This window comes from Streptomyces sp. SLBN-31, from assembly GCF_006715395.1.
Classification (GTDB): domain Bacteria; phylum Actinomycetota; class Actinomycetes; order Streptomycetales; family Streptomycetaceae; genus Streptomyces.
Map to the genome: position 1 here is coordinate 2,857,498 of NZ_VFNC01000001.1, position 26,376 is coordinate 2,883,873.

26 protein-coding genes are annotated in these 26,376 nt (G+C 70.5%); 16 read left to right on the forward strand and 10 right to left on the reverse strand.

Annotated elements, in window-relative coordinates; translation table 11 throughout:
- The first annotated feature begins 241 nt into the window (after positions 1 to 241).
- From msrA to FBY22_RS13165, 4 genes are all read left to right on the forward strand, one after another.
- Positions 242 to 757 carry a peptide-methionine (S)-S-oxide reductase MsrA gene (msrA, locus tag FBY22_RS13150; protein ID WP_142145277.1) on the forward strand — a complete coding sequence of 172 codons (516 nt, stop codon included), beginning with the start codon at positions 242 to 244 and terminating at the stop codon, positions 755 to 757.
- Between the two features lie 180 nt (positions 758 to 937).
- A complete protein-coding gene (locus FBY22_RS13155) occupies positions 938 to 2,380 on the forward strand; it encodes an aldehyde dehydrogenase (RefSeq protein WP_142145279.1) in 1,443 nt (480 codons plus the stop codon).
- A 182-nt stretch (positions 2,381 to 2,562) separates the two neighbouring features.
- Positions 2,563 to 2,760: a hypothetical protein gene (locus FBY22_RS13160; protein ID WP_142145281.1), complete on the forward strand. Its 198-nt coding sequence runs from the start codon at positions 2,563 to 2,565 to the stop codon at positions 2,758 to 2,760.
- A gap of 107 nt (positions 2,761 to 2,867) precedes the next feature.
- Complete coding sequence (locus FBY22_RS13165; protein WP_142145283.1) at positions 2,868 to 3,314, forward strand: VOC family protein; 447 nt, start codon at positions 2,868 to 2,870, stop codon at positions 3,312 to 3,314.
- On the opposite strand, the gene FBY22_RS13170 is transcribed toward FBY22_RS13165, so the two are convergent.
- A complete protein-coding gene (locus FBY22_RS13170; RefSeq protein ID WP_399211024.1) occupies positions 3,289 to 4,212 on the reverse strand; it encodes a helix-turn-helix transcriptional regulator in 924 nt (307 codons plus the stop codon). The genes FBY22_RS13165 and FBY22_RS13170 overlap by 26 nt on opposite strands.
- Before the next feature lie 104 nt (positions 4,213 to 4,316).
- Here FBY22_RS13170 and FBY22_RS13175 point away from each other — a divergent pair, with 104 nt between their 5' ends.
- The 4 genes from FBY22_RS13175 to FBY22_RS13190 all read left to right on the forward strand — a co-directional run bounded on the left by FBY22_RS13175 (position 4,317) and on the right by FBY22_RS13190 (position 8,123).
- On the forward strand, positions 4,317 to 5,015 hold the full coding sequence (locus FBY22_RS13175; protein WP_142145287.1) for an SDR family NAD(P)-dependent oxidoreductase: 699 nt from the start codon (positions 4,317 to 4,319) through the stop codon (positions 5,013 to 5,015).
- An 81-nt stretch (positions 5,016 to 5,096) separates the two neighbouring features.
- Complete coding sequence (locus tag FBY22_RS13180) at positions 5,097 to 6,452, forward strand: hypothetical protein (protein WP_142145289.1); 1,356 nt, start codon at positions 5,097 to 5,099, stop codon at positions 6,450 to 6,452.
- A 4-nt stretch (positions 6,453 to 6,456) separates the two neighbouring features.
- Positions 6,457 to 7,143, forward strand: a complete 687-nt coding sequence (locus tag FBY22_RS13185; protein ID WP_142145291.1) for a transcriptional regulator — start codon at positions 6,457 to 6,459, stop codon at positions 7,141 to 7,143.
- A complete protein-coding gene (locus tag FBY22_RS13190; protein WP_142145293.1) occupies positions 7,140 to 8,123 on the forward strand; it encodes a threo-3-hydroxy-L-aspartate ammonia-lyase in 984 nt (327 codons plus the stop codon). The genes FBY22_RS13185 and FBY22_RS13190 overlap by 4 nt, the downstream gene beginning before the upstream one ends.
- Here the strand turns inward: FBY22_RS13190 and FBY22_RS13195 are convergent.
- Complete coding sequence (locus FBY22_RS13195) at positions 8,118 to 8,513, reverse strand: nuclear transport factor 2 family protein (RefSeq protein ID WP_142145295.1); 396 nt, start codon at positions 8,511 to 8,513, stop codon at positions 8,118 to 8,120. The genes FBY22_RS13190 and FBY22_RS13195 overlap by 6 nt on opposite strands.
- 132 nt (positions 8,514 to 8,645) lie before the next feature.
- Between FBY22_RS13195 and FBY22_RS13200 the strand changes: the two genes are divergently transcribed.
- The gene (locus tag FBY22_RS13200; protein WP_142145297.1) at positions 8,646 to 9,008 is read left to right on the forward strand and encodes a cupin domain-containing protein; all 363 of its coding nucleotides are present in this window, start codon (positions 8,646 to 8,648) and stop codon (positions 9,006 to 9,008) included.
- A gap of 3 nt (positions 9,009 to 9,011) precedes the next feature.
- Here the strand turns inward: FBY22_RS13200 and FBY22_RS13205 are convergent, their stop codons facing one another.
- Positions 9,012 to 10,367 carry a VWA domain-containing protein gene (locus FBY22_RS13205; RefSeq protein ID WP_142145299.1) on the reverse strand — a complete coding sequence of 452 codons (1,356 nt, stop codon included), beginning with the start codon at positions 10,365 to 10,367 and terminating at the stop codon, positions 9,012 to 9,014.
- Positions 10,364 to 11,221 carry a MoxR family ATPase gene (locus FBY22_RS13210; RefSeq protein ID WP_142147588.1) on the reverse strand — a complete coding sequence of 286 codons (858 nt, stop codon included), beginning with the start codon at positions 11,219 to 11,221 and terminating at the stop codon, positions 10,364 to 10,366. The genes FBY22_RS13205 and FBY22_RS13210 overlap by 4 nt, the downstream gene beginning before the upstream one ends.
- A gap of 137 nt (positions 11,222 to 11,358) precedes the next feature.
- Here FBY22_RS13210 and FBY22_RS13215 point away from each other — a divergent pair, with 137 nt between their 5' ends.
- From FBY22_RS13215 to FBY22_RS13225, 3 genes are all read left to right on the forward strand, one after another.
- Positions 11,359 to 11,949, forward strand: a complete 591-nt coding sequence (locus FBY22_RS13215; RefSeq protein ID WP_142145301.1) for a TetR/AcrR family transcriptional regulator — start codon at positions 11,359 to 11,361, stop codon at positions 11,947 to 11,949.
- A 39-nt stretch (positions 11,950 to 11,988) separates the two neighbouring features.
- Complete coding sequence (locus FBY22_RS13220) at positions 11,989 to 12,564, forward strand: hypothetical protein (protein WP_142145303.1); 576 nt, start codon at positions 11,989 to 11,991, stop codon at positions 12,562 to 12,564.
- 108 nt (positions 12,565 to 12,672) lie between these two features.
- The gene (locus FBY22_RS13225; RefSeq protein ID WP_142145305.1) at positions 12,673 to 13,638 is read left to right on the forward strand and encodes an MC/SLC25 family protein; all 966 of its coding nucleotides are present in this window, start codon (positions 12,673 to 12,675) and stop codon (positions 13,636 to 13,638) included.
- 135 nt (positions 13,639 to 13,773) lie between these two features.
- On the opposite strand, the gene FBY22_RS13230 is transcribed toward FBY22_RS13225, so the two are convergent.
- The 6 genes from FBY22_RS13230 to rhaI all read right to left on the reverse strand — a co-directional run bounded on the left by FBY22_RS13230 (position 13,774) and on the right by rhaI (position 21,435).
- The gene (locus FBY22_RS13230) at positions 13,774 to 14,436 is read right to left on the reverse strand and encodes a lactate utilization protein C (RefSeq protein ID WP_142145307.1); all 663 of its coding nucleotides are present in this window, start codon (positions 14,434 to 14,436) and stop codon (positions 13,774 to 13,776) included.
- The gene (locus FBY22_RS13235) at positions 14,433 to 15,911 is read right to left on the reverse strand and encodes a LutB/LldF family L-lactate oxidation iron-sulfur protein (protein ID WP_142145309.1); all 1,479 of its coding nucleotides are present in this window, start codon (positions 15,909 to 15,911) and stop codon (positions 14,433 to 14,435) included. The genes FBY22_RS13230 and FBY22_RS13235 overlap by 4 nt, the downstream gene beginning before the upstream one ends.
- Entirely contained in the window at positions 15,908 to 16,663 is a 756-nt protein-coding gene (locus tag FBY22_RS13240) for a (Fe-S)-binding protein (protein ID WP_142145311.1), read from the reverse strand. The genes FBY22_RS13235 and FBY22_RS13240 overlap by 4 nt, the downstream gene beginning before the upstream one ends.
- Positions 16,664 to 16,735: 72 nt before the next feature.
- Complete coding sequence (locus FBY22_RS13245; protein WP_142147590.1) at positions 16,736 to 18,172, reverse strand: rhamnulokinase family protein; 1,437 nt, start codon at positions 18,170 to 18,172, stop codon at positions 16,736 to 16,738.
- A gap of 8 nt (positions 18,173 to 18,180) precedes the next feature.
- Positions 18,181 to 20,220: a bifunctional aldolase/short-chain dehydrogenase gene (locus FBY22_RS13250; protein WP_142145313.1), complete on the reverse strand. Its 2,040-nt coding sequence runs from the start codon at positions 20,218 to 20,220 to the stop codon at positions 18,181 to 18,183.
- Between the two features lie 54 nt (positions 20,221 to 20,274).
- Positions 20,275 to 21,435, reverse strand: coding sequence for an L-rhamnose isomerase (rhaI, locus tag FBY22_RS13255; RefSeq protein ID WP_142145315.1), 1,161 nt, complete (start codon positions 21,433 to 21,435; stop codon positions 20,275 to 20,277).
- A 283-nt stretch (positions 21,436 to 21,718) separates the two neighbouring features.
- Between rhaI and FBY22_RS13260 the strand changes: the two genes are divergently transcribed.
- The 4 genes from FBY22_RS13260 to rhaS are packed head-to-tail and all read left to right on the forward strand — an operon-like array spanning position 21,719 to position 26,367.
- Positions 21,719 to 23,236, forward strand: coding sequence for a sugar ABC transporter ATP-binding protein (locus FBY22_RS13260; RefSeq protein ID WP_142145317.1), 1,518 nt, complete (start codon positions 21,719 to 21,721; stop codon positions 23,234 to 23,236).
- Entirely contained in the window at positions 23,233 to 24,273 is a 1,041-nt protein-coding gene (locus FBY22_RS13265) for an ABC transporter permease (RefSeq protein ID WP_142145319.1), read from the forward strand. Before FBY22_RS13260 ends, FBY22_RS13265 begins: the two co-directional genes overlap by 4 nt.
- A complete protein-coding gene (locus tag FBY22_RS13270; protein WP_142145321.1) occupies positions 24,266 to 25,258 on the forward strand; it encodes an ABC transporter permease in 993 nt (330 codons plus the stop codon). Before FBY22_RS13265 ends, FBY22_RS13270 begins: the two co-directional genes overlap by 8 nt.
- 29 nt (positions 25,259 to 25,287) lie before the next feature.
- Positions 25,288 to 26,367, forward strand: a complete 1,080-nt coding sequence (gene rhaS / locus FBY22_RS13275) for a rhamnose ABC transporter substrate-binding protein (RefSeq protein ID WP_142145323.1) — start codon at positions 25,288 to 25,290, stop codon at positions 26,365 to 26,367.
- Positions 26,368 to 26,376 lie beyond the last annotated feature (9 nt).

A 26,376-nucleotide genomic window follows, 5' to 3' on the forward strand; every position in this document is an offset into this window, starting at 1 on the left:
ACAGATCGCTGAAGGGTCTCCTCCTCACCCTCTCCTCGGAGCGAGACGTGAGCCTCTCAGGAATTTTCCTCGCCGCTCGCAGTGTTCTGTCTCTGCCGGCTTCATCACCACTTCGACGGGTGACGAATCTGACGGCTTGATTATCACCTGTCGATATGGTGACGAGCGGGGAGCCGTTCGGGCCGCCGACGTGCGAGCCTGGAGCCCTGCGCGAACGACGTGAATGGAAAGGTGAGGTGCCATGAGCGACGCCGAGGAGAGGGCGCTGCTGGCGGGTGGCTGCTTCTGGGGCATGCAGGAGCTGATCAGGGCGCTGCCCGGTGTGACCCGTACGCGGGTGGGCTACAGCGGCGACAACGACAAGCCCAACGCCACCTATCGCGACCACGGAAAGCACGCGGAGTCGATCGAGATCACCTTCGATCCCACGGTCACCGACTACCGCACGATCCTGGAGTACTTCTTCCAGATCCACGACCCGAGCACGCGGAACCGGCAGGGCAACGACATCGGTCTCAGCTACCGCTCCGCGATCTTCTACTTCGACGAGGAGCAGCGCCGCGTCGCCGAGGACACCATCGCCGACGTCGACGCGTCCGGCCTGTGGCCGGGGCCGGTGGTGACGGAGGTGGTGCCGGCCGGTCCGTTCTGGGAGGCGGAGCCGGAACACCAGGACTACCTCCAGCGCTACCCGGACGGCTACACCTGCCACTTCCCGCGCCCGGGCTGGCGCCTGCCCAGGCGCGCCGAGGTCTGACCACCCAATCGCTGAACCGACCCCTGGGCTCCCTTCGCCCAGGGGTCGACTTGTCTCCGCTCTCATCCACCTCCCGGGGCGCGCCCGAGGGGAGCTAAAGAGAAGAAGTGCTACTCTGATGTGACAGTTAATGCTGTCAGTCGCATGCATCGCATCGATGCACCGAAAGAGAGAAAGCACATGCTCATCTACGACAGGCTTTTCATCGGAGGTTCCTGGGCCGAGCCGACCAACCGGGAGCTGCTCGACATCGCCTCTCCGCACGACCGGTCGGTCATCGGTCGCGCCGCACAGGCGCAGCCGGCGGACATCGACCGGGCGCTCCAAGCGGCCCGCACGGCATTCGAGAAGGGCGAGTGGCGTCTGGCCCCACCGGAGCAACGCATCGCGGTCCTGAGGCGGTTCAGCGCACTGCGCGAGGAGAACGCGGAGAAGATCGCCCACCTGATCTCGCTGGAGAACGGATCGGCCGGCTGGTTCACGCGTGCCGGGCAGCCGGGTCTGACCCGGCAGGCGAACGCCTACCTGAAGGCGGCCGAGGAATTCGGCTGGGAGGAGACGCTCGTGCCCTCCGACCCCTCGTCCCCCGTACGCAGCGTGGTGCGCCGCGAGGCGGTCGGCGTCGTCGCCGCGGTGATCCCCTGGAACTCACCCTTCTCCTCGGCCACCGCGAAGATCGTCCCCGCGCTGCTCGCGGGAAACTCCGTCGTGCTCAAGGTGTCCCCGGAGAACTCGCTGAGCATGGGCTTCCTCGCCGAACTGCTGGAGCGACTGGACCTGCCGGAGGGGGTGATCAGCGTGCTGCCCGCGGACCGGGAGACCAGTGAGTACCTGATCTCGCGCCGGGAGGTCGACAAGATCGCGTTCACCGGCTCGACACGGGCCGGCCGCCGCATCGCCTCGATCGCGGGCGAGCAGCTCAAGCGGGTCAGCCTGGAACTGGGCGGCAAGTCCGCCGCGATCATCCTTCCCGACGCGGACATCGAGAAGGCCGTCGCGGGCCTGAAGTTCGGCTCCCTGCTCAACAACGGCGAGTCGTGCATCGCGCAGACCCGCGTCCTCGCCCCGCGCAGCCGGTACGAGGAGGTCGTGGCCGCGCTGAAGGGGCTCGTGGAGTCGCTGAAGGTGGGGGCCCCGGACGACCCCGACACCTTCATCGGCCCGATGATCCGCCCCGACCAGCAGGAGCGAGTGCGCGGTTACATCCAGCTCGGCATCGACGAGGGTGCCCGACTGGTCACCGGCGGTCCGCAGATCCCCGAGGGTCTGGAGAAGGGCAACTACGTCACACCCACCGTCTTCGCCGACGTCGACAACTCCATGCGGATCGCGCAGGAGGAGATCTTCGGCCCGGTCCTGGTCGTCATCGCCTACGACGACGAGGACGACGCCGTCCGCATCGCCAACGACTCCGAATACGGCCTCTCCGGTGGCGTCTGGTCGGCCGACGAGGAGCGCGCCCTGGCGGTCGCCCGTCGCGTCCGCACCGGCACCGTCACCATCAACGGCGCCTCCATCGCCTTCGACGGCCCGTTCGGCGGCTACAAGGCGAGTGGTGTCGGCCGCGAGTACGGCGCCGTCGGGCTCGGCGCCTACACCGAGTACAAGACCATCACCGTCTGACCCTCCGCGTAACCCGTTCGAGCGGTGTTCTGTGACGCGTGAACGGTTCGACTCGAAGCGGTGGGACGGTAATGGATCTATCCGTCACCGGCTTGACAGGTGACGGATGGTTGGGCATGCTGATGAACGTCCGAGGCGACAAAGCCGGACGCCATCCACGAGCGACGAAGTGGAGCACGGTCATGAGCAAGGGGCTCACCAAGGAAGCCGCCGAGGCGGCGGTACGGCACGCGCGATTCGGCAGGCTTCCCGAGCGCATCCGCTTCGAGGACATGACCGAAGCGGTCGAGGCGGCTCCGTCCGGCGCGGCGAACGGGTCGTACGACCCGGAGGCTTCGTGGAAGTACTACTCGTGCCTCGCCCTGGACCTGGGTCTGTAAAACACCCCGCAGACCCGGGTCTGCACCCCCACCCACGCCGCCCGCTGTCGAGGGTCCTGAGTCCGCCGGCGTACGGGAAACGAATCATCGAAAGCGAGATCACGGCCATGGACATGAAGCTCGAAGTCGTCATCCTTCCGGTCGGCGACGTGGACCGGGCCAAGGGCTTCTACGTGGAGCGGCTCGGCTGGCGCCTCGACGCCGACTTCCCGATCGACGACGGTTACCGGATCGTGCAGGTGACCCCGCCGGGCTCCGAGTGCTCGATCATCTTCGGTGAGGGCCTCACCCAGCAGGAGGCGGGCACACTCCACGGTCTCCAGCTGACCGTGACGGACATCCTCAAGGCCCAGGAGGAGCTGGCCTCCCGCGGTGTGGAGGTGTCCGGTCCGTTCCGTGACGAGACCGGGGCCTTCCATCACGCCGGCGACACCCGCCGGGTGCCCGGCGTGCACCCCGAGCGGGCCAGCTACGGCACCTTCGCCGCCTTCAAGGACCTCGACGGCAACGAGTGGTTCCTGCAGGAGGTCACCGAGCGCGCCCCGGGCCGCTGACACCCGTCGCGCCCCAGCCGACCGCGCCGGCCGTGCCGACCGCGCCGGCCGTGGCCCCGCCGTCCAGGGCGAACCTGAAGGCGGCCTCGTCCGGGCCGCCGGGTGCCGCGGACAGAATCACGATCTTCAGCTCGGAGTCGCCGTCGGTCAGGACGTCGCAGTCCACCTCCACGGCACCGGCCACGGGATGCTCGACCCGCTTGCGGTCCTCGCGGTGGGCGGCCACCGTGCCGTTCGCCCACAACCGGGCGAACGTCTCGTTGCCGTCGATGAGCAGGCGGATCAGCTCGGCCAGCCGGGCGTCGTGCGGGAAGCGGCCGGCCGCGCGGCGCAGGTCGGACACGACCGCCAGGTCGGAGGTGTGGCCGTCGCGTACGAGCACCGGCCACAGCGCGATCCGGACGGGGTCGGGGCCGACCGGGAACCGCTCCAGCGCGAAGTTGCGCAGCCCGGGCGGCGCGAGTGACGGGTCGCCGAGCAGCGCCGCCCATCCGGCGTTCCACCGCAGCATCTGCCAGTCGGCCGCGAACACGGCCACCGCGACATCTCCGAGCCGGTCCAGCACGCGCCGGACCCCGGGCGGGATCGTGTCGGGGACGACGCCGGCGTCCGGAGGAGCCAGTCCCGCCAGACGGTGCAGGTGGTCGCGCTCGGCGGACGTCAGCTGCAACGCGTTCGCCAGGGACGCGACCACCTGTGCGGAGGGCGTGGTCGCCCTCCCCTGCTCCAGCCGCACCACGTAGTCGACCGATACACCGGCGCGTTCGGCGAGTTCCTCGCGGCGCAGTCCCGCCGCACGGCGTCCGGGCCCGGAGGGCAGCCCCACCGAGGACGGCGACAGCCGCTCCCGCCAGGCGCGGATCGTCGTACCCAGTCCGACACCGTCTCTCGCCGTCATGCGATCCATCCTGCCCCGACGCCCTCCACGCGGTCCTGGTACTGCCTTTCCTACGGTCGAAGTCTCCCTGGCGCGGCGTGCGTCGACCACTGAACGATCGGGGCATGACCACCACCTTCATCACCGGCGCCAACAAGGGGCTCGGCCACGAGACCGCACGCCGTCTCGTCGCACTCGGCCACACCGTGATCCTGGGCGCCCGCGATCCGGGGCGCGGGGCCGCTGCCGCCGACGCGCTGGGCGCGCGGTTCGTCCGCATCGACGTCACCGACGACGCCTCCGTCGCGGCCGCCGCCGCCGATGTCGCGGCACGCGAGGGCGTGGTCGACGTTTTGATCAACAACGCCGGCGTGCACGGCCCGTACGGCGACCCGGGTGAACTGACCGGCGCCGACGCGTGGAGCGTCTTCGACGTCAACGTCTTCGGCGTGATCCGGACGACCACCGCATTCCTTCCGCTGCTGCGCCGGTCCTCCGATCCGGTCGTCGTGAACGTCAGCAGCGGAATGGGTTCGCTCGCCATCACGCACGACCCGTCGAGAATCGAGTCCTCGGTGATCGCGCCCCTCTACACGGCCTCCAAAGCGGCCCAGACGATGCTGACCACTCAATACGCAAAGGCGTTCAAGGACATTCGCGTCAACGCCGCCGACCCCGGTTACACGGCGACCGACCTCAATGGCCACTCCGGTCCCCAGACCGTCACCGAGGGCACCGACGCGATCGTCCGCCTCGCCACCGAAAAACCCGGTGCCGGCACCGGACGTTTCATCGACCGCGACGGCCCTGTCGGCCGGTCCTGAAATCCGTGGGCGAAAGGCCTCCGGCCGCGACCGGAGTTGGCGCCGGGGCCGATTGTCAGTGCCGCGTCCTACTCTCGCAATATGACCTACAGCGTCTGGCACAGGGGCCTCGGCATCACACTCGACCTGACCGAGGCCGATCTCGGGCATCCGGAATACCCTCGGCTGCTCGACGAGATCTACGGCAATTACCAACCGGATCTTCTCTACTGCCTGGGAGCCCACGAGGACGAGGGGTTCATCTGCCCGGGCTTCATGACCATCCGCAAGGTCGACGGCCGTCCGCACGCCATGCATGTGGCAAAAGGAGAACGCCCCGAGACGAAGGCCGAAAGCGATCTCCACAAGGCGCTGGGGGAATACACGGCGAAGGTCGCCGCGGGGGAGGGATTCCGCGTGACACGGCCGGAGGGGGACGGGCCCGAAAAGGGACGCGCGGATGTCACGGTCGAGGGCGCGGACAGCCATCGCCTCGCCTACGAAATCCAGCTCGCCGCGATAGCGGGCGGTTCCGTCGACGACCGAACCCGGAACGCGCGCCGGGCGGGGCTGACTCCGCTGTGGCTCGTCAACAACGAGAACGCGATACCGATCGACCGCGCCCCCTGGGCCCGGCTGAACGTGCAGAGCTGGCGTGACGTCACCGACCGGGCCGCCCTCCCGGTCCGCGGCGGCGTCAAGCACCTGCACATGTCCCGCTGCGACTGGGGCAACCCGGTGCCCTGCCCGCAGCAGGGCGCCGGCCGCTGCGGCGGCAGGCACGCGCTGTGGGAGCCGGTCCGGGGGCTGTACTACGACGACGTCATCCGGCGCACGGCGACGGGCGAACTGGTCTCGCTGTATCTGCCGCACCCGGCCGGCCGCCGCGGCTGGCACATGTGGGTCACCCCCACCGACAAGGATGAGTTCCTCGAAGGCCGGCCCGAGCCCGACCCGGGCGCGCCGGCGGCACGCCTGGCGGACGCGGCAGGCCGGACGGGGCGTTCCCGTGCCGGTGGAACGGAGGACGGTGTCCGGACCGAGCTGACCCGCGCGCGGGACGACGAACTGCCCATCGACGCCTCGCTGTGGCACACCGAACCCGGGCCGTCCGAGTTCTCCCGGCCCTTCGTCGTCGGCGAGTTCGTCATACCCGGGGACCTGGTGGCCGCCCGCCGCACCTTCACCCGGGCCCTGGAACACGCCGCGGACATCGCCGCGCATCTGCCCAGCGGCGCGGACATCGCGGCCGGCCGCGCCGAGATCACCGGCGGGCAGCGGGAGCGTCTGGCGGACGCGCGGGAGCGGTGCCGGCGCCTCGCCGAGGAGATGCACACCCACCCGTGGTGGGAGACGGTCGGCGACCGCCACGCCGCACGGGAGGCCCTGACGCACGCCGCGACCCACGACAGCCTCTCGTCCTGGACTTTCCGTCCAGGCTTTGGACCGTTAGTCTAGGCGGGTGACCGATGAAGAGACCCTTGATGCGGAGAGGGACGCGATCCTCGCCGCGCTGCGTCCTGTCGCCGACGGGATCGCGGCGACGTTCGGGCCGGTCTGTGAGGCGGTCCTGCACGACTACCGGCACCCGGAGAACTCGGTCGTCGCCGTCGCCGGCTCGGTGACAGGCCGGGCCGTGGGCGGCGCGATGAGCGAGATCGGCATGCGGGTCCTGGCCCGCGGCGACCAGGCCGAGGACGAGCTGAACTACGTCACCCGCACCCGGTCCGGCAAGCTGGTCAAGGCGTCCACCATGGTGCTGCGGGACTCCACGGGAGCGGTCTTCGGCGCCCTCTGCGTCAACGTCGACGTCACCGCGGTCGGGGAGGCCCACGCCTTGCTCGGCGCCCTCGCCGGACTCACCGACGCCGGCGAAACCCCTGTCACCACCTTCGGCAACGACCTCGACTCCGTCGTGGACACCATCCTCGACGCCCACCGGATCGGGCCGGACCGGCCCTGGGGCGGACTCGACCGCGCCCAGCGCCTCGACCTGTTCCGCGGCCTCGACGAACACGGCGTCTTCGCCGTGCGGCGTGCCGTCGAGCAGGTCGCCGCCCGGCTCGGCATCTCCCGTGCCTCCGCCTACAGCTACCTCTCCCAGGCCCGCGCGGCCACCGACCCGACCCCCGCTGGAGGACAGGCGTGACGACCACCACCCCGCCCGTGACCCTGGACGACGTCCGCGACGCCGCCGACCGGCTCAAGGGTGTCGCGCACCGCACCCCGGTGCTGCGTTCGCACACTCTGGACTCCCTCGTCGGCGCCGAGGTCTTCCTCAAGTGCGAGAACTTCCAGCGGGTGGGCGCCTTCAAGTTCCGCGGCGCCTACAACGCCGCCTCCCGGCTCACCCCCGAGCAACTGGCGAAGGGCATCGCCGCCTACTCCTCCGGCAACCACGCCCAGGCCGTCGCGCTGGCCGCCCGCGAACTGGGCAGCACTGCCGTCATCGTCATGCCCGAGGACGCCCCGACCTCCAAGCGGGAGGCCACCGAGGGCTACGGCGCCGAGATCGTCACGTACGACCGCTACACCGAGGATCGCGAGGCCGTCGCCCGAGCTCTCGCCGACGAGCGAGGACTCGCCCTCATCCCGCCCTACGAGCACCCGCACGTCATGGCCGGCCAGGGCACCGCCGCGCTCGAACTCCTCGAAGAAGTCGGCGAGTTGGACGAACTGCTCGTGCCCGTCGGCGGTGGCGGGCTGATCGCCGGGTCCGCCACGGCGGCCAAGGGACTGCACCCCGGGATCCGAGTCCTCGGCGTGGAGCCGGAGGCCGGGGACGACACCAAGCGGTCCCTGGAGGCGGGCGAGCGCGTCAGCGTCCCGGTGCCGCGCACCATCGCCGACGGACAGGCCCTGACCACGCCCGGCGAGCTGACCTTCTCCGTGAACCGCAGGCTGGTCGACAAAATCGCTCTGGTCTCGGACGACGAGATCCGCGCCGCGATGCGCTTCGCGTTCGAGCGGCTGAAGATCGTCGTCGAGCCGAGCGGGGCTACCCCGCTGGCCGCGCTGCTCGCCGGGCGCGCGGGTTCCCTGCCACGCCGGGTCGGTGTCATTGTCTCCGGCGGCAATGTGGACGCGGACCGTTTCGCCCGGCTGTGCGGCCGGGCGACGCAGTCATGACCAGAACTCGTCGACCCTGTCGAGGTTCTCGACGCACTCGTCGAGATCGGTCGCCTTGTCCCCGACGATCCGGAAGACGAGGCAGCCGTCCTCGTCCATGCGCTTGTCCCCGCGCTGTGCGCTGACGTGCTGCATCGCGACGGCATGGCCGCGTCCGTCCACCAGGACACCGCGCAGCTCGACCTCGAAGGTTCCGGCCGTCTCCTCGAAGAGCCGGCGGTAGTAGTCGAGGATCGCGTCGATCCCCTTGCAGTCGCCGGACAGCGGATGACTGCCGGGCACGTGGTGCGTGGCGTCGCTCGTCATCATCGAGCGCAGGGTGTCCATGTCGCCGCGTGAGAAGGCTTCGTAGCCCTTGCGGACGAGTTGTGCGTGGGGATGCTCAGCCACGGTGATCGCCACCTTTCCGGTCGTTCGGCGATTGCGGCCTCACGCGTCATTCTGCGCTCACCCGAATGGCGGTGTCGACCGGACGGGCGGACGATGGTGACGTGGACGGGGCTCGCAATGGAGGGAGCCGTCATGATCGAGATCAAGGCCGTCGAGAAGCCGGACGAACGGCGTGACTTCCCGCGTGGACACCTGGAAGCGGTCCATCTGACCGGGCTCGACTTCGCCGTGGGGACGTTCGAGCCGGGCTGGCGCTGGACGGAGTCCGTGGGGCCCATCGCCGGGACGAAGAGCTGCGAGGTCCATCACAACGGCTACTGCGTCCAGGGACGCATGCGGGTGCGCATGGACGACGGCGCCGAGCAGGAGGTCGGGCCGGGCGACGTGTTCGTGCTTCCGCCGGGACACGACGCCTGGGTGGTCGGCGAGGAACCGTGCGTGGTCTACGACTTCGCCGGCCAGATGGCGACGGACTACGCGAAGGCCAAGGAGTAGCGGTCACACCGGCAGCAGCCGGGCGATCAACGCGCCGAGCTGGCGGGCGTTGCGGCACTCGTGCATCTCCACCAGCTCGGCGTACTCCGGTGCCGCGGAGTCGCCGGTGCCCCACTGCGGGCGCGGCTCGGGGTTCAACCAGTAGACCCGGCGGGCCCGTTCGGCGACCTGCCGGACCGCGGCCAGGTTCGGGTCGCTCATGTTCGTCCGGGCGTCACCGAGCACGAACAGCGTCGTACGAGGGCCGACCGCGTCACCGTAGCGCTCGGCGAACTCGCCCAGGGCGACGCCGTAGTCGCTGCTGCCGTGCCAGCCCGTAAGGGTGGCCTCCGCGCGGATCCGGGCGCCGAGCCCCTCCGGATCGGCCGTGCCGTGTTCCAGCAGACCGGTGACCTCGTCGATGCGATTGACGAAGGCGAACACCCGCACCTTGCTGAACTGGTCGTGCAGGGCCTGCACCAGCAGCATCGTGAAGTCCGAGAACCCGGACACCGAGCCCGACACATCACACAGCAGCACCAGTTCCGGGCGGAAGGGACGGCGCCGGCGCAGCACCGGCTTCATCGGCACCCCCCCCGTCGACAGCGAGCCGCGCAGGGTCCGCCGCAGGTCGATGCTGCCGCGGGCGGCACGGCGCCGGCGCGCCGCGAGCCGGGTGGCGAGCTTGCGGGCGAGCGGCTGAACCGTCCTGCGCAACTCGGCCAGTTGGAGCTTGCCCGCGTAGAGGAAGTCGACGCGGTCGGGCGTCGTGGCGACCGCGCGCCGGGCCAGCTCGTCCCGGTCGCGCCGCTCGGCCACCCGGCGCCGCGCCTCCACGGCCACCATTGAACGGAACACCTCGATACGCCGCCGGAGCTCGTCCTCCAGCAGCCGGTCCGTGAACCCCGACGCGCCGTCCCGGGCCCGTACGCTCTCGCGGACGCGGGCCAGCAGCGTCTGCGGCCGCAGCCGCTCCAGCGCCTGGTACGACGACCACCCCTGCGCCTCGGGCGAGTTGCCGTAACCGCCGAAGCCGTCGACCGCCTCCGCCGCCAACTGCCCCAGCAGCGCCCGGTCGTCGGCGGCGAGGGCCGCCGCGAGCCGGTCGCGCAGGTCCTCCCGGCCGGCCGGCTCGGCCTCGGGCGCACCGATGCCGCGCGGGAAGTACAGGTCGAAGACCGGGTCGAACACCGGCCGTTGGGCCGGGCCGTGCAGCAGCGTCGCGGCGAGCCCCTCGCGCAGCAGTTCGCGGTCCGTGAGCCCCAGCGCCGCCATCGCCTGCGCCGCGTCCACGGTCTCACCGGTGCCGATCCGCATGCCGTGCGCGCGCAGCGCGCCGACCAGCGAGGTCAGCCGCTCGGCGACGCCGGGCGCGGTCACACCGCGTCCAGGTCGAGCTTGGCCGTCGCCTTCAGGACGTCGTCGTGGTGCTTGAGGAGCACGCCCAGGCTGTCGCGTACGACGGTCTCGTCCAGGGTGTCCGCGCCGAGCGCGAGAAGGGTGCGCGCCCAGTCGATCGTCTCGGCGACCGAAGGGACCTTGCGCAGATCCATCGCCCGCAGCGCACCGACCACCCGGACCACGGATGTGGCCAGCGCCTCGTCCAGGTCCGGCACCTTCAGCCGTACGATCCGGCGCTCCAGCTCCTCGTCCGGGAAGCCGATGTGGAGGAAGAGGCAGCGGCGGCGCAGGGCCTCGGACAGCTCGCGGCTGGCGTTGGAGGTGAGGACGACGAAAGGGCGCCGGGTCGCGGCGATCGTGCCGAGCTCGGGGACGGTCACCTGGAAGTCGCTGAGCACCTCCAGCAACAAACCCTCCACCTCGACGTCCGCCTTGTCGGTCTCGTCGATCAGCAGCACCTTGGGGTCGTCGCCGCGGATGGCCGTCAGCAGCGGACGCGTCAGCAGGAACTCCTCGCTGAAGATGTCCGTGCGCGCCTCGTCCCACGTCTCGTCGCGGCCGGCGCTGATGCGCAGCAGCTGCTTGGCGTGGTTCCACTCGTACAGCGCGCGCGACTCGTCGACGCCCTCGTAGCACTGCAGCCGGACCAGCCGGGCGCCCGCCACTTCGGCTACGGCCTTGGCGAGCTCGGTCTTGCCGACGCCGGCGGGGCCCTCCACCAGCAGGGGCTTGCCCAGCCGGTCGGCGAGGAAGACGGTCGTGGCGACCGCGGGCGAGGCGAGGTAGCCGGTGGCGGCGAGACGTGCGGAGACGTCGTCGACGGACGTGAACAACGGGGCCTCCTGGTGGGTGGCGATGCCAGGCCTACTATCTAAGCGCTTGTTCAGCGCTTCTGTCACGGGGTATCCGCTGCTCCGCCAGGTAGACCGATCGGTTTCCTGGGGGGCGGTGGCGGAGGTAACCTCGCGGTATGGCCACTACAGAGAAGGCGTCCGCCACGGAAAAGGCGTCCACCAAGGACCGGCTGCTCGACGCGGCCGCCGAGCTGTTCTACCGCGACGGCGTCTCCATCGGCGTGGAGGCGCTGTGCAGGACGGCCGGTGTCTCGAAGCGGTCGATGTACCAGCTGTTCGAGAGCAAGGACGAGGTCCTCGCAGCGAGCCTGGAGCGCCGCGCCCCCGGATACTCCGCGCAGCTCATGCCCGGCCCCGAGGACGCCGGCACCCCGCGCGAACGCATCCTGTACGTCTTCGAGCAGGTGGAGAAGGCCTCGGTCCGCCCCGAGTACCAGGGCTGCCCCTTCCTGGCCGCGCTCGTCGAGCTGAAGGACCCCGAGCACCCGGCGAGCCGCGTGGCCCGCGCCGCCAAGCAGTGGCTGCAGGACGCCTTCCGCATCCAGGCGGAGCTCGGCGGCGCGCACGACCCGGAATTCCTCGCCCGCCAGCTGATGCTGGTCTTCGACGGGGCCAGTGCCCGCGCCGGCGCCCGCATCGAGACGCTGGACGGCCTGGCCACCGCGACCGTGAGGACGCTGCTGGACGCGGCGGGCGTCCTGGAGTGAGCCGGGCCGATTGTCAGTGGCGGCCGGTACGTTGCGGGCATGGGGATCTACCTGGTGAGTGTCGACGCGGGGGAATGGTTCGCCGACGACGAGGAGGGCGGCAAGGGGGCGGTCGCGGCCGGGCTCGGCGCGGAGTTGAAGCGGCGCGGCCTGCCGCCGTACGAGCCCGCTCCCGGGAGGGGTGCGGCCTCGTGGTTCGAGGAGAAGCTCAGCCCGCCCATGACCGGGTTCGCCGAGGTGTGCCGAGCGCACCTGACGCCCCAGGAGCAACGCGTGCTCGGCGACTGGTCGGTGCTGGTTCCGGTGTCGCTCGACGAGGCGACAGAGCTGCCGATCGGCTCCGCCTACACGGACACGACGCTGATAGCCGGGGCCCCGCAGGTGCTGGCCCTCGCGGAACGTCTGGCCGCGGTGATCGGCCTGCCGGCCGAGGTGCCGGACGCGTCCGAGAACCTCGCCCTGACGTTCTGGTTCCTCGAAGGGGAGGCCGAGGAACTGGCCGCCACCCGTCCCGGGCTGTGGAGCGAGGACCTGGACACGGCCTTCTACGTCGCCCTGTACCTGCGGGCCGCCCAGTTCTCACTGCGGTACGGCTGTCCCATGACCTACTGCTGACGGAACACGCGCCGAGGGAAGAGGACGTCACGGCTCCGTGACGACGGTGACCGTACTGGTGCGGCGCGCCGGGTTTCCCTCACGCCCGCGCACCGGTACACCCGGTACATGGGGGACAGGCATGGGGGGCTCCGCCGCTGGCGGCGCCGGTACAGGGAAGTACTGGACGGGGCCGAGGCCGAGGCCAGGCCCAAAGGGCTGAGGGAACTGGTGCAGCCCGTCGACGAGGTGGCCTACAAGCTGTTCCGCGAGACCTACCCGGAACAACACCTGCATCTTCAGGTGGCCCTGGGCGCCGCGCAGCGTACCTTCGACCGCCGGACCCGTGTCTGCGTGCAGAACGCCCTGAGGTGCGTCGTACGGACGGTGCTGGAGGACCCTCGGCTCGCCGACAGGCCCGATCCGTACCTTGCCGCCTATCTCGACCAGGAGGTCGCCGAGATGCGCGGCTGGCTGCGGCAGGACAGCGTGACGGCCGTCAGCCGGGGACTGAACATCGGCCTGGCGATGGGTGCCGCCGCGGGCATGGCGCTGCTCGTCGCCCCGGTCCTGTGGGGCGTGCCGGTCCTGCGCGTCCTGGGCGTCACCCTCGACTGCGCCAACCGCTGGAGCCTGCTGGGCGCCTTCGTCGCCGGCGGCCTGGGCGCGCTCGGCGCCGTGCTCAGCGTCCTGGTCCGGCTGCGGCTCAGCGTCGAGCAACTGGCGTCCCGGCAGACCATCGGCAAGGAGCGCACCATCCCGCCGGGGCGGCAACTCGCCCGCAGTCTGCGGCACGAGGGCGTCTACCGGGTCTACGTCGGCTGGATCCTCGCCCTGGCGGTCTACTTCCTGCTCAGCGGGGGACTCGTCCCGGTCTTTGAACTGCCCGCCACGACCGCCCAGATCTGCCGGGCGGCACACCATGCGGGATCCGCCGCCAAGGGCACCGACTTCTGGGTCTTCTGGTGCGCGGTCGGATTCGTGTCCGGGTTCAACGAGCGCTGGGCCTTCGGCATCCTGGGCCGCGACGCCACGCACAGGAACACCAAGGCCGGTGCCTCTCAGGCGTCCGCGAGGGAGTCCGAGGACACCTGACCGTGCCCACTCAGGGCTTCGCCGTGGCGCCGCCCGCCCACTCCAGCCCGTCCGGTGTTCGAGGACGAGGCCCGTTCAGGGCCGAAGCGGGGGTCTGGGAGCCGCAGGCCCCCAGGACACGACGCCTGCGTGCGCTCAGCCGCGTGCCTCCGGCGGGCCGCTCACCAGAACCACCTCCAGGGTCCGCGGACCATGCACCCCCTCGACCCGGTCCAGCTCGATGTCACTGGTCGCCGACGGGCCGGAGATCCACGTCAACGGGCGGGTCGGATCGAGGCGTTCGAGGGCCTGCGGCACGGACGGGACGACCTGCTCCGGGACGCGTACGACGCAGATGTGGTGATCGGGGACGAGGGTGATGCGGCGACGGCCCTGGTCGGGGGAGCCGTCGAGCACGATCGTGCCTGTCTCGGCGATGGCGACCGCGCAACCGGTGACGACGCTGTCCAGCGCGTCCAGCTCGCCCGGACTGCTCTCGGCCCGGTCCGCAACCCGCTCGGCGTCCGTGCCGCCGAGCCACCCCGCGTCCAGGCCCGACGGGACCAGCACGCTGTTCGAGCCGCGTTCGCTCAGCAACCGGCCGATCACATCGGCCAGTTCGTCCATGGTGGTGCGGTGCACGACCGCCCGGTAGTCCGCCAGGTTATCCGCCAGCAGGTCCACCGTCTCCTCGATGCTCCGCCCGCCGTGCTCGCGCAGATAGTCCCGCTGGACGGCCTGCTCGTACGGCACGTCGTCCGACGGCACGTCCGCCAGTGCGCGCCGCACCCGGCCCAGAATCCTGTCCCTGCTGCTCACTTGGCACCGCCCTTTCCGCCGCCGGTGCGCTGCCACCAGTCCCGGAACGGTTCCGCCGGCACCGTCGGCAGGTCCCGGCTGCCGCTCCACGCCCTGCCGGGCCCCGGCAGCGTGCGTGGATGGAGCCGGCGGGTGCGCGAGACCACCCGCTGGCCGGTGCGCAGGACCCCGGGATGGCTGAAGGCCCAGCGCGCCGCCCGCATGGCGGCCCGCTCGGCGGCATGCCCCTTCGCCGGCTTCAGCACCACCTTGTTGCCCTCCCGCGTTGCCGGTCCGCCCTCCACGACCCGCTCCCGCAGATGCACCAGCACCTCGGGAATGTCGATGGCGACCGGACACACCTCGTAGCAGGCGCCGCACAGCGACGACGCGTACGGCAGGGAAGCGTCGATCTCGCTTTCCGTGCCCCGGAGTTGGGGACTGAGGATGGCGCCGATGGGGCCCGGGTAGACCGAGCCGTAGGCGTGGCCGCCGGCCCGTTCGTACACCGGGCAGACGTTGAGGCAGGCCGAGCAGCGGATGCAGCGCAGCGCCTGGCGGCCGACCTCGTCGGCGAGGGTGTCGGTGCGGCCGTTGTCGAGCAGGACCAGGTGGAACGTCTGCGGACCGTCCCCGTCCGTCGTGCCCGTCCACATGCTCGTGTACGGGTTCATGCGCTCGGCCGTCGACGAGCGGGGGAGGGTCTGCAGGAACACCTCCAGGTCCTGCCAGGTCGGCAGGATCTTCTCGATCCCCACGACCGAGATCAGCGTTTCGGGCAGGGTCAGGCACATCCGCCCGTTGCCCTCGGACTCCACGACGACGAGCGTGCCGGTCTCGGCGATCAAGAAGTTGGCGCCGGAGATGCCCACCTTGGCCCGCAGGAACTTCTCCCGCAGGTGCAGCCGGGCCGCCTCGGCGAGTTCGGCGGGCGTGTCGGTGAGGCCCTCGGGGGCCGGGCGGCCCCACTCGCTCATCTCCCGGCGGAAGATGTCCCGGATCTCGCCGCGGTTGCGGTGGATGGCGGGGACGAGGATGTGCGAGGGGCGGTCCTTGCCCAACTGCACGATCAGCTCGGCGAGATCGGTTTCGTAGGCACGGATGCCCTCGGCCTCGAGGGCCTCGTTGAGCCCGATCTCCTGCGTGGCCATGGACTTGACCTTGACGACCTCCGACTCGCCGGTCGCCTTGACCAGTTCGGCCACGATCCGGTTGGCCTCCTCGGCGTCGGCGGCCCAGTGCACCGTGCCGCCGGCAGCCGTGACCGACGCCTCCAACTGCTCCAGGTAGCGGTCGAGATGACGGAGCGTATGGTCCTTGATCCGCTTGCCCGCCTCTCGCAGGAGCGCCCAGTCCGACACCTCGGCGACGGCCGCGGCCCGCTTGGCGCGGATCGTGTGAGTGGCGTGCCGGAGGTTGCCGCGCAGGGTCTCGTCCCGCACGGCCTCGTGCGCCGCCTTCGGAAAGGCCGGCATTCCCAGATACGTCCCGCTCATGCCGCCGGCTCCTCCTCCGTGCTCGCCAGGATCTCCGCGATGTGCACCGGCCGCATGTCGCTGCTCAGCCGCGTCATCGTGCCGCCGATGTGCATCAGACAGGAGTTGTCGGCCGCGCACAGCACCTCCGCGCCCGTCGAGGCGGCGTTGCGCACCTTGTCGGCGCCCATGGCCGCCGAGACGTCCGCGTTCTTCAGCGCGAACGTCCCACCGAAACCGCAGCACTCCTCGGCACCCGGCAACTCGACCAGCTCCAGGCCCCGCACGGCCTGCAACAGCCGGCGCGGCCGGTCACCGAGCCCCAGCCCGCGCAGTCCGTGACAGGTCGGGTGATACGTCACCTTGTGCGGGTAGTACGCCCCGACGTCCGTCACCCCCAGCATGTCCACCAGGAACTCGGTCAGCTCGTACGTCTTCGGCACGACCGGCGCCAAAGTGGCCGCGAGAGCGTCCCCGCGGCCCTCGGCCCGCGCCCGCTCACCCATCCGCGGATACAGCTCCCGCACCATCGCCCCGCACGATCCGGACGGCGTGACGATCGCCTCGTACTCCCCGAAGACATCGGAGAAATGCCGGGCCAGCGGCTCCGCCTCATGGCGGTAGCCGGTGTTGTAGTGCGCCTGTCCGCAGCAGGTCTGGGCCATCGGGAAGTCGACCTCGACGCCCAGCCTGGTCAGCAGTTTCACCACGGCGCGCCCGGTGTCCGGATAGAGCGTGTCGTTGACGCAGGTCAGGAACAGGGCGACACGCATCGCGGCTCCTTGTGTTCGATCATCGGATGAGTGCAGCGTAGTCCGGGGTGCGGGGTCTGCGGGAGACCCGGCTCACGCTCCGGCGAGCCGGGCCTGGGCCTCGCGCCAGCGCGCGGTGTCGCCCCGCGGCTCGTAGCGGGTGAGCGGATGGGTACGGGTGAGCAGCCGCCGCCCGCTCGCCAGGTCGCCCACCAGCCCGTGGGCCCGGGCCTGGACCAGGACGTTGCCGAGCGCGGCCGCCTCGGTCGGGCCGGCCACCACGGGCAGCCCGCACGCGTCGGCGGTCAGCTGGCACAGCAGGGCGTTGCGGGTGCCGCCACCCACCACGTGCACGACGTCCACGGGGTGACCGGCCAGCCGCTGGGCGTCCTCGACGGCCTTGCGGTGCGCGAGGGCGAGCGAGTCGAGGATGCAGCGCGTGATCTCGGCGGGTGTTTCGGGCACCGGCTGCCCAGAGGCCCGGCACGCGTCGGCGATCCGCTCCGGCATACGGCCCGGCGCCAGGAACGCCGCGTCGCCCGCGTCCACCACCGACCGCAGCGCCGGCACCTTCGCCGCCGCCGGCAGCAGCGTGCCCAACTCCGGTTCGCCCCAGGCCCGTACGCACTCCTGGAGCAGCCACAGCCCCATGATGTTGCGCAGGTAGCGGACCGTGCCGTCCAGGCCGAGCTCGTTGGTGAAGTTGGCGGTTCGGCTCTCCTCACTCAGCACCGGCGCGTCCAGCTCCAGACCCGCCAGCGACCAGGTGCCGGTGCAGATATAGGCGAACCGCTCCCCGTCGGCCGGCACGGCGGCCACGGCGGACGCCGTGTCGTGCGACCCGACCGCCGTCACGGGCACCGGCCCGCGCAGCCCGGTCTCCTCCAGCACCTCCGGCCGCAGCACGCCCGCCGGATCGCCCGGCCGCCGCAGCGGCGCGAACAGCGCGAGGTCGATGCCCAGCCGGGAGGCGGTGTCGTACGACCACTCGCGGGTGCGCGGGTCGATCAGCTGGGTCGTCGAGGCGTTGGTCAGCTCAGTGCCCTGCTCGCCCGTCAGCCAGTACGAGAGCAGGTCGGGAATGAGCAACAGCCGCTTCGCGGCACCCAGTTGGGCCGAGTCCCGGGCGGCGACCAGCTGGTACAGGGTGTTGAAGGGCGCGTACTGCAACCCGGTCGCCGCGTACAACCGGTCGGCGGGCATGGTCGCCCACACCTTCTCCGCGACGCCCTCGGTGCGGGAGTCCCGGTAGTGCACGGGGTTGCCGAGCAGCGCCCCGTCGGCATCCAGCAGCCCGTAGTCCACCGCCCAGCTGTCGAGGCCGACCGAGTCGACCTGCCCCGCCGTCCGCAGTCCGTCCAGCACACCCCCGTACAGGGCGAGCACGTCCCAGCGCAGGCCCTCCGGAACGCGCACCGGCCGGTTCGCGAACCGGTGCGCCTCGGTGAGTTCCAGGCTGCCGGGGCCGACGCGGCCGACCATGACGCGTCCGCTGGACGCGCCGAGGTCGACCGCGGCGTACGACTTCACGAGCGCGCTCACCGCAGGAAGGCGGCCGCGACGCCGGCGTCGACCGGGACGTGCAGCCCGGTGGTGTGGGTCAACTCCCCACCGGTCAGCGCGAACACGGCGTTGGCCACGTGCTCGGGCAGCACCTCGCGCTTGAGGATGGTCCGCTGCGCGTAGAACTCGCCCAGCTTCTCCTCCGGCACCCCGTACACGGCCGCGCGCTGTGCGCCCCAGCCGCCCGCGAAGATCCCCGAACCGCGCACCACACCGTCCGGGTTGACCCCGTTGACGCGGATGCCGTGCTCGCCCAACTCGGCTGCCAGCAGCCGTACTTGATGCGCCTGGTCGGCCTTGGTGGCGGAGTAGGCGATGTTGTTGGGCCCGGCGAACACGGCGTTCTTGGAAGCGATGTAGACGATGTCGCCGCCCAGCTCCTGCGCGGTCATCACCCGGGCCGCCTCCCGCGAGACCAGGAAGGAACCGCGGGCCATGATGTCGTGCTGCAGGTCCCAGTCCTTCGCCGACGTCTCCAGCAGCGGCTTGGAGATGGAGATACCGGCGTTGTTGACGACCAGGTCGACCCCGCCGAAGGCGAGGACTGCCGCCTTGAACGCCTCGGCGATCTGCTCCTCGGACGTGACGTCGACGCTCACGGCGACGGACTTGTCCGGCCCGCCCAGCTCCTCCGCCACCTGGGCGGCGTTGTCCACGTTCAGGTCCGCGACCACCACGCAGGCACCCTCGGCGACCAGCCGCTGCGCGATCGCCTTCCCGATGCCGCTGCCCGCGCCCGTCACCAGCGCCACCCGCGTCGCCAGCGGCTTCGGCGCGGGCATCCGCTGGAGCTTGGCCTCTTCCAACGCCCAGTACTCGATGCGGAACTTCTCCGACTCCTCGATGGGCGCGTACGTCGACACGGCCTCGGCCCCGCGCATCACGTTGATGGCGTTGACGTAGAACTCACCGGCCACCCGGGCCGTCTGCTTGTCCTTGCCGAAGGAGAACATGCCGACCCCCGGCACCAGCACGATCGCCGGGTCCGCGCCGCGCATGGCGGGGGAGTCGGGCAGGGCGTGCCGCCGGTAATAGGCGGCGTACTCCTCGCGGTACTCGGCGTGCAGCTCCTTCAGCCGGGCGACGGCCTCCTCCAGCGGGGCGGCCGGCGGCAGGTCGAGGACGAGCGGACGCACCTTGGTCCGCAGGAAGTGGTCCGGGCAGGAGGTGCCCAGCGCGGCCAGCCGCGGGTGCTCGGCGCGCGCCAGGAACTCCAGCACGGTCTCGGAGTCGTCGAAGTGCCCGACCTGCGGCTTGTCCTGGGAGGCGATGGCCCGGACGTACGGCGCGAGAGCCGCGGCCCGCTCACGACGCTCCGCGGGCTCCAACGCCGCGTATCCCTCGATCACCGGCCCGAAGGGCTCGGGCCTGCCCCTCTCCGCCAAGAACGCCTCGGCGGTGCGGATGATGTGCAGCGAGTTGCGCTCGCACGCCTCCGAGGTGTCGCCCCACGCCGTGATCCCATGCCCGCCCAGCACACAGCCGATGGCCTGCGGGTTCGCCTCCTTGACCGCTGCGATGTCCAGCCCCAGCTGGAAACCGGGCCGCCGCCACGGCACCCACACCACCGTGTCGCCGAAGCACTCGGCGGTCAGCTTCTCCCCGTCGGCGGCGCAGGCGAGCGCGATCCCGGAGTCGGGGTGCAGATGGTCGACGTGCGCGGCCTCCACGAGCCCGTGCATGGCCGTGTCGATGGACGGGGCGGCCCCGCCCTTGCCGTGCAGGCAGTAGTCGAACGCGGCGACCATCTCGTCCTCGCGCTCCACGCCCGGGTAGACGCCCTTCAGCGCCCGCAGCCGGTCCAGCCGCAGGACAGCCAGTCCGGCCCCGGTGAGCGTGCCGAGGTCGCCACCGGACCCCTTGACCCACATCAGCTCGACGTCACCGCCGGTCACGGGGTCGGTGTCGGTGCCCTTGGCGGAGGCGTTGCCGCCGGCGTAGTTGGTGTTGCGGGGATCGGAGCCGAGCCGATGGGAGCGGGCCAGGAGGGCGGCGGCTTCGGGGTGCGGTGCCATGAGCGGGTCTCTTCCTTGCGTCGTCGGGACGGTGCGGGTGTACGCGAGGCGGGGTCAGGCGCCCCAGCCGGCTTGGGTGCCGCCGACGCGCTCGGCGATGATCCGCTGCTGCCATCCGGAGCGGTGGTAGGCGGCGATGGGGTCGGGGTCGAGGCCCATTTCCTGGCGGGTGTCGGCGAGGAGGGGGCGGACGTCGGTGTTGTAGGCGTCCATGAGGACGGCGTTGGCGGCCAGGACGTCACCGTCGCGCTGGGCGGCGGCGAGGGCGTCGCGGTCGACGAGGAGTGCCTTGGCGGTGGCTTCCTGGACGTTCATCACGGAGCGGATGATGGCGGGGATCTTGGCTTCGATGTTGTGGCACTGGTCGAGCATGAAGGCCACGTCGGAGGTGTAGCCGCCGCCGCGGATGACCTCGTACATGATGCGGAAGAGCTGGAAGGGGTCGGCGGCGCCGACCATGAGGTCGTCGTCGGCGTAGAAGCGGGAGTTGAAGTCGAACCCGCCGAGCTTGTTCTCCCGCAGCAGGGTGGCGACGATGAACTCGATGTTGGTGCCCGGTGCGTGGTGTCCGGTGTCGACGACGACCTGGGCCTTCTCGCCGAGCTTGAGGCAGTGGGCGTAGGCGGTGCCCCAGTCGGGGACGTCGGTGGTGTAAAAGGCCGGCTCGAAGAACTTGTACTCCAGCAGCATCCGCTGGTTCTCGCCGAGCCGCTGGTAGACCTCGGCCAAGCCTTCGGCGAGGCGGTCCTGGCGGGCGCGGATGTCGTCCTGGCCGGGATAGTTGGTGCCGTCGGCGAACCACAGTTTCAGGTCGTGTGAGCCGGTGGCGTCCATGATGTCGACGCATTCGAGCAGGTGATCCAGCGCCTTGCGGCGCACGGCGGCGTCGGGGTGGCAGATGCTGCCCAGTTTGTAGGCGTCGTCCTGGAAGGTGTTGGAGTTGATCGCCCCCAGTTTCACCCCGTGGTCCTGGGCGAACTTCGCCAGCGCGGCGTAGTCCTCGACCCTGTCCCACGGGATGTGCAACGCCACCGTCGGCGCCACACCCGTGACGGCATGCACCTGGGCCGCGTCGGCCAGCTTCTCCTGCGGCGTGCGGGGAACTCCCTGCTGGGCGAACACCTTGAAACGGGTCCCCGAGTTCCCGTACGCCCACGACGGCGTCTCGACTGCCTGGGTCTTCAGCGCGGTCTTCACCGCGGCGAGCTCGGTCACTTCAGGGCTCCTGTGACGTCGGGCCGGAATGTCGTCCGTAAGGCTTCCGGATGAATCGATTCAGGAAGCGAAGCTTAGAACGCCCCGTAGGGGTGTCAAGCGTTCTGGCGCACTCTGTTGCCCGTAGCCTGACCGTGACCTTTGGATCTCGAAGGGTTCTCGAAATTTTTTCGGGGCCCACCCATTGACGTGACATGGCCCACGCGCCTAACGTCCCGGCAACCAAGTTGAAACCTTTCACGACGCCGCGAGGTGCTTCCCGGGCGTCGTCGAGGAGCCCCTCATGACCCACCCGTCCGACACGGGTCCGGCCCCGGTGCTGGCGCTCGAGGACATTTCGAAGTCCTTCGGGGCCGTGCGTGCCCTGCGGGACGTGTCCCTGGAGCTGTTCCCCGGAGAGGTGCACGCCCTCGCCGGAGAGAACGGCGCGGGCAAGTCGACCCTGATCAAGACGCTCGCCGGCGTCCACCGACCGGACGCCGGCCGGGTGCTGCTCGACGGTGAGCCCGTCGTCTTCCACGGACCCGGTGACGCACGCGACGCGGGCATCGCCGTCATCTACCAGGAGCCCACGCTCTTTCCCGACCTTTCGATCGCCGAGAACATCTTCATGGGCCGCCAGCCCCGGCGCGCCCTGGGCCGGATCGACCACAAGGCCACGCACACCGCGACGCTGCGGCTGATGAAGCGGCTCGGCGTCGAACTCGACCCCGACCGCCCAGCGCGCGGCCTGTCCATCGCCGACCAGCAGATCGTGGAGATCGCCAAGGCGCTCTCCTTCGACGCCCGCGTCCTGATCATGGACGAGCCGACGGCCGCCCTGACCGGCAGCGAGGTGGCCCGGCTCTTCGGCGTCGTGCGCACCCTGCGCGAACAGGGCGCCGCCGTGCTGTTCATCTCGCACCGGCTGGAGGAGATCTTCGAGATCTGCCAGCGGGTCACCACCCTGCGCGACGGCGCCTGGATCGCCAGCGAGCCGATCGAGGGGATGACGGAGGACGACCTCGTCCGGCGCATGGTCGGTCGCGACCTCGAGGAGCTGTACCCCAAGCAGGACGTCAAGCCCGGTCAAGTCGCGCTGAGCGTACGGCGGTTGACTCGGGAGGGTGTCTTCACCGACGTCTCCTTCGACGTCCGGCACGGCGAGATCGTCGGCCTCGCCGGACTCGTCGGCGCCGGCCGCACCGAGGTGGCCCGGGCCGTCTTCGGCATCGACCGCTGGGATGCCGGCGAGGTCGAGGTCCAGGGCCGCAGGCTCACCAACGGCGCCCCGTCCACCGCGATGGCCGCCGGGCTCGCCCTCGTCCCTGAGGACCGGCGCGCCCAGGGCCTGGTGATGGGCATGTCCATCGAGCGCAACATCGGCCTCACCGGACTCCGTACGACCGTCCGGGCCGGCCTGATGGACCGTGGCGCCGAACGCGACCGGTCCCTGGACTGGGCGGTCAAGCTCCAGGTGAAGTACGCCCGGATCGCCGACGCCGTCTCGACCCTGTCCGGCGGCAACCAGCAGAAGGTCGTCCTGGCCAAGTGGCTCGCCACCGGCCCCAAGGTACTGATCGTCGACGAGCCCACGCGGGGCATCGACGTCGGCACCAAGGCCGAGGTGCACCGGCTGCTCAGCCGGCTGGCCGCCGACGGCGTCGCCGTTCTGATGATCTCCTCCGACCTGCCCGAGATCCTCGGCATGGCCGACCGCGTGCTCGTGATGCACGAGGGCCGGCTGACCGCCGAGATCCCACGCGCCGAAGCCACCGAGGAAACCGTGATGGCCGCAGCCACCGGGAGGGCCGCCGCATGACGGTGACCACTCCCAACGAGACCCCCGTCGCCGAGGTGCCCAAGTCCAGCGGCACCCGGCTCGTCGACCGCGTCTTCAAGATGCGCGAGCTCGCCATCCTCGTCGTCTTCCTGGTGATGATCGGCATCACCCAGGCCGGCAACAGCGAGTTCCTGTCCGAGCAGGGCATCAAGGACCTGCTGCTGAACGCCACCATCCTGGTGCTGGTCGCCACCGGCCAGTCCCTGGTGGTGATCACGCGGAACGTCGACCTGTCCGTCGGCTCGACCCTCGGCATCTGCGCCTTCGCGGCCGGCGACTACCTGCACGGCGGCGGCAGTTCGGTGATCGCGATCGGGCTGGCGGTCCTGATGGGCATCGGGTTCGGCCTGCTCAACGGCCTGCTCGTCAGCCTCGGCCAAGTGCCCGCGCTCGTCGTCACCCTCGGCACGCTGTACATCATCCGCGGCATCGACTCCATCTGGGTCGGCTCCCGCCAGATCACGGCGGCCGACCTGCCCGGCGGCTTCGTCGACTTCGGCTCCGGCGGCATCTCCGCGGTGCCGTACCTCGCGCTGATCGCGCTGGCCGTGCTGGTGGCGACGGCGTACTACCTCAAGCACTTCGGCAGCGGACGCGAGCTGTACGCGCTCGGCTCCAACCCGGAGGCGGCCCGGCTCGCCGGCATCCCCGTCCGCAAGCGGATCCTGGCCGCGTACACCTTCTGCGGCGGACTCGCGGGCCTGGCCGGCGCCATGTACCTGGCCCGGTTCGGCAACGTCGACTCCGGGACCGGCACCGGCTACGAACTCACCGTCGTCAGCGCGGTCGTGGTCGGCGGCGTGGTCTTCACCGGAGGCTCCGGCAGCGTGTACGGGGCCGCGCTCGGCGCCCTGCTGCTGACCTCCATCAACAGCGTGCTGCCCGCCCTCGGCGTCAGCTCGGTCTGGGTGCTCGCGATCAACGGCATCCTGCTCATCCTCGCCATCGCGGTCGACCGGATCGTCGCGCTGCGCGTGGCCTCCGCCCTGAAGAAGAGGAACGCCCGCAATGCCTGAGTCCCTGACGCGCGCGGTCCGCTGGGACACGGTCGTCGGCGCGCTGCTCATCCTGCTGCTGCTGCTGTCGTTCGGCATCGTCGACGGGTTCGGCAACGCCCTCAACCTGTCGTTCCTGATCGGCAACACCCTGCCCATCGCGCTGATCGCCCTGCCGATGACCCTGCTGGTCGTCGCCGGCGAGATCGACCTGTCCGTCGCCTCCACCGCCGGCCTGTCCGGCGCGGTGATGGGCAAGCTGTGGAACGACGGCATGGCGATCGAGACGATCATCCCGCTGTGCCTGCTGCTCGGTGTCGTGTGCGGGCTGATCAACGGCCTCCTTGTGACCCGGCTCGGACTGCCCTCCCTCGCCGTCACCATCGGCACCCTCGCCGCCTACCGGGGCATCGCGCAGATCGTGCTCGGCTCCGACGCGGTGACCGACTTCCCCACGCAGTACCTGGACTTCGCGTCCGGACGGCTCGGGAACACCTTCCTCCCGCAGGCCTTCCTGCCCTTCCTCGTCCTGCTCGCCATCGCCGTCGTGGTGCTCCACGCCACGCCGTTCGGACGGTCGCTGTTCGCGATCGGCGCGAGCGAGGAGGCGGCGCGGTTCGCCGGCATCCGGGTCAAGCGGCACAAGCTGATCCTGTTCACGGTGACCGGCCTGATGGCCTCGCTCACCGGGATCTTCTGGGCGCTGCACTACGCCAGCGCCCGTTACGACAACGCCACCGGACTCGAACTGTCCGTCGTCGCCGCGGTGCTGCTCGGCGGCATCGATTTCGACGGCGGCCGGGGCACGCTCGGCGGCGCGATCGCGGGGGTCTTCCTCCTCGGAGCGCTGCAGAACGTGATGAGCCTGCTGAACATCTCCGCCCAGTCGCAGATCGTCGTCACCGGCGTCCTGCTCGTCATCTCCGTGCTCGGCCCCCGGGTCGCACGGCAAATCTCCGTCGCGAGGGCGGGACGCAGAGCCGCCGCCTCGACTCCGACGTCGTAACTCCTCACCCTCGTAAAGGAAACCCCATCATGCGCAAGTCATCCGTCCGTCGTACCTGCGCGGCCCTCGCCGCCGGCACCTCGCTCGCCCTCGCGCTGACCGCCTGCGGCGGCACCACCAAGAACAACTCCGGCAGCGACAACGCCTCCGCGTCCTCGACCGCGAAGGCCGACCCGAACGCCGCGCTGAAGAAGGGCCTGACCGTCGGCTTCCTGCCCAAGCAGGTCAACAACCCGTACTTCACCTCCGCCGACAAGGGCGGCGAGAAGGCGCTGACCGAACTCGGCAGCAAGTACAAGGAGGTCGGCCCCTCCAGCGCCACCGACACCGCCGGGCAGGTCTCCTACGTCAACACGCTCACCCAGCAGCAGGTGAACGCGATGGCCGTCTCCGCTCAGGACCCGGGCGCCCTGTGCACCGCGCTGAAGCAGGCCATGAAGAACAACATCAAGGTCGTCACCTACGACTCCGACACCAAGCCCGACTGCCGCAACGCCTTCGTCTCGCAGGCCTCCGCCGAGGACCTCGGCCGCACCGAGGTGCAGCTGCTCGCCCAGCAGATCGGCTACAAGGGCGAGATCGCGATCCTGTCCGCCGCCCAGACCGCCACGAACCAGAACACCTGGATCGGGTACATGAAGGACGAGCTGAAGGACCCGAAGTACAAGAACGTCAAGCTGGTGAAGATCGCCTACGGCAACGACGACGCCCAGGCCTCCTTCCAGCAGACCCAGGGCCTGCTCCAGCAGTACCCGAACCTGAAGGGGATCATCTCCCCGACCACCGTCGGCATCAAGGCCGCCGCCCAGTACCTCTCCGGCTCCAAGTACAAGGGCAAGGTCAAGCTGACCGGCCTGGGCACCCCCAACGACATGCGCAAGTACGTCAAGAACGGCACCGTCGAGGGCTTCGAGCTGTGGGACCCGGCCAAGCTCGGCGACCTGGCCGCCCGCACCGCCGTCGCGCTGTCCTCCGGCCAGATCACCGGCAAGGAGGGCGAGACCTTCAAGGCCGGCTCGACCACGTACACCATCGGCAAGGACGGCGTGATCACCCTCGGCAAGCCGACCGTGTTCACCGCCAAGAACATCGACCAGTTCAACTTCTGAGTCCTGTCC

Excerpts from the sequence above, each read along its gene's own strand:
- FBY22_RS13175 (WP_142145287.1), top strand. The coding sequence starts at position 4,317 with ATGACCACCACCTTCATCACCGGCGCCAACAAGGGGCTCGGCCACGAG.
- FBY22_RS13165 (WP_142145283.1), top strand. The coding sequence starts at position 2,868 with ATGGACATGAAGCTCGAAGTCGTCATCCTTCCGGTCGGCGACGTGGAC.
- FBY22_RS13215 (WP_142145301.1), top strand. The coding sequence starts at position 11,359 with ATGGCCACTACAGAGAAGGCGTCCGCCACGGAAAAGGCGTCCACCAAG.
- FBY22_RS13265 (WP_142145319.1), top strand. The coding sequence starts at position 23,233 with ATGACGGTGACCACTCCCAACGAGACCCCCGTCGCCGAGGTGCCCAAG.
- FBY22_RS13180 (WP_142145289.1), top strand. The coding sequence starts at position 5,097 with ATGACCTACAGCGTCTGGCACAGGGGCCTCGGCATCACACTCGACCTG.
- FBY22_RS13270 (WP_142145321.1), top strand. The coding sequence starts at position 24,266 with ATGCCTGAGTCCCTGACGCGCGCGGTCCGCTGGGACACGGTCGTCGGC.
- msrA (WP_142145277.1), top strand. The coding sequence starts at position 242 with ATGAGCGACGCCGAGGAGAGGGCGCTGCTGGCGGGTGGCTGCTTCTGG.
- FBY22_RS13260 (WP_142145317.1), top strand. The coding sequence starts at position 21,719 with ATGACCCACCCGTCCGACACGGGTCCGGCCCCGGTGCTGGCGCTCGAG.
- FBY22_RS13250 (WP_142145313.1), bottom strand. The coding sequence starts at position 20,220 with ATGGCACCGCACCCCGAAGCCGCCGCCCTCCTGGCCCGCTCCCATCGG.
- FBY22_RS13225 (WP_142145305.1), top strand. The coding sequence starts at position 12,673 with ATGGGGGACAGGCATGGGGGGCTCCGCCGCTGGCGGCGCCGGTACAGG.
- FBY22_RS13240 (WP_142145311.1), bottom strand. The coding sequence starts at position 16,663 with ATGCGTGTCGCCCTGTTCCTGACCTGCGTCAACGACACGCTCTATCCG.
- FBY22_RS13200 (WP_142145297.1), top strand. The coding sequence starts at position 8,646 with ATGATCGAGATCAAGGCCGTCGAGAAGCCGGACGAACGGCGTGACTTC.
- FBY22_RS13160 (WP_142145281.1), top strand. The coding sequence starts at position 2,563 with ATGAGCAAGGGGCTCACCAAGGAAGCCGCCGAGGCGGCGGTACGGCAC.
- FBY22_RS13170 (WP_399211024.1), bottom strand. The coding sequence starts at position 4,212 with ATGACGGCGAGAGACGGTGTCGGACTGGGTACGACGATCCGCGCCTGG.
- FBY22_RS13235 (WP_142145309.1), bottom strand. The coding sequence starts at position 15,911 with ATGAGCGGGACGTATCTGGGAATGCCGGCCTTTCCGAAGGCGGCGCAC.
- FBY22_RS13220 (WP_142145303.1), top strand. The coding sequence starts at position 11,989 with ATGGGGATCTACCTGGTGAGTGTCGACGCGGGGGAATGGTTCGCCGAC.
- FBY22_RS13155 (WP_142145279.1), top strand. The coding sequence starts at position 938 with ATGCTCATCTACGACAGGCTTTTCATCGGAGGTTCCTGGGCCGAGCCG.
- rhaS (WP_142145323.1), top strand. The coding sequence starts at position 25,288 with ATGCGCAAGTCATCCGTCCGTCGTACCTGCGCGGCCCTCGCCGCCGGC.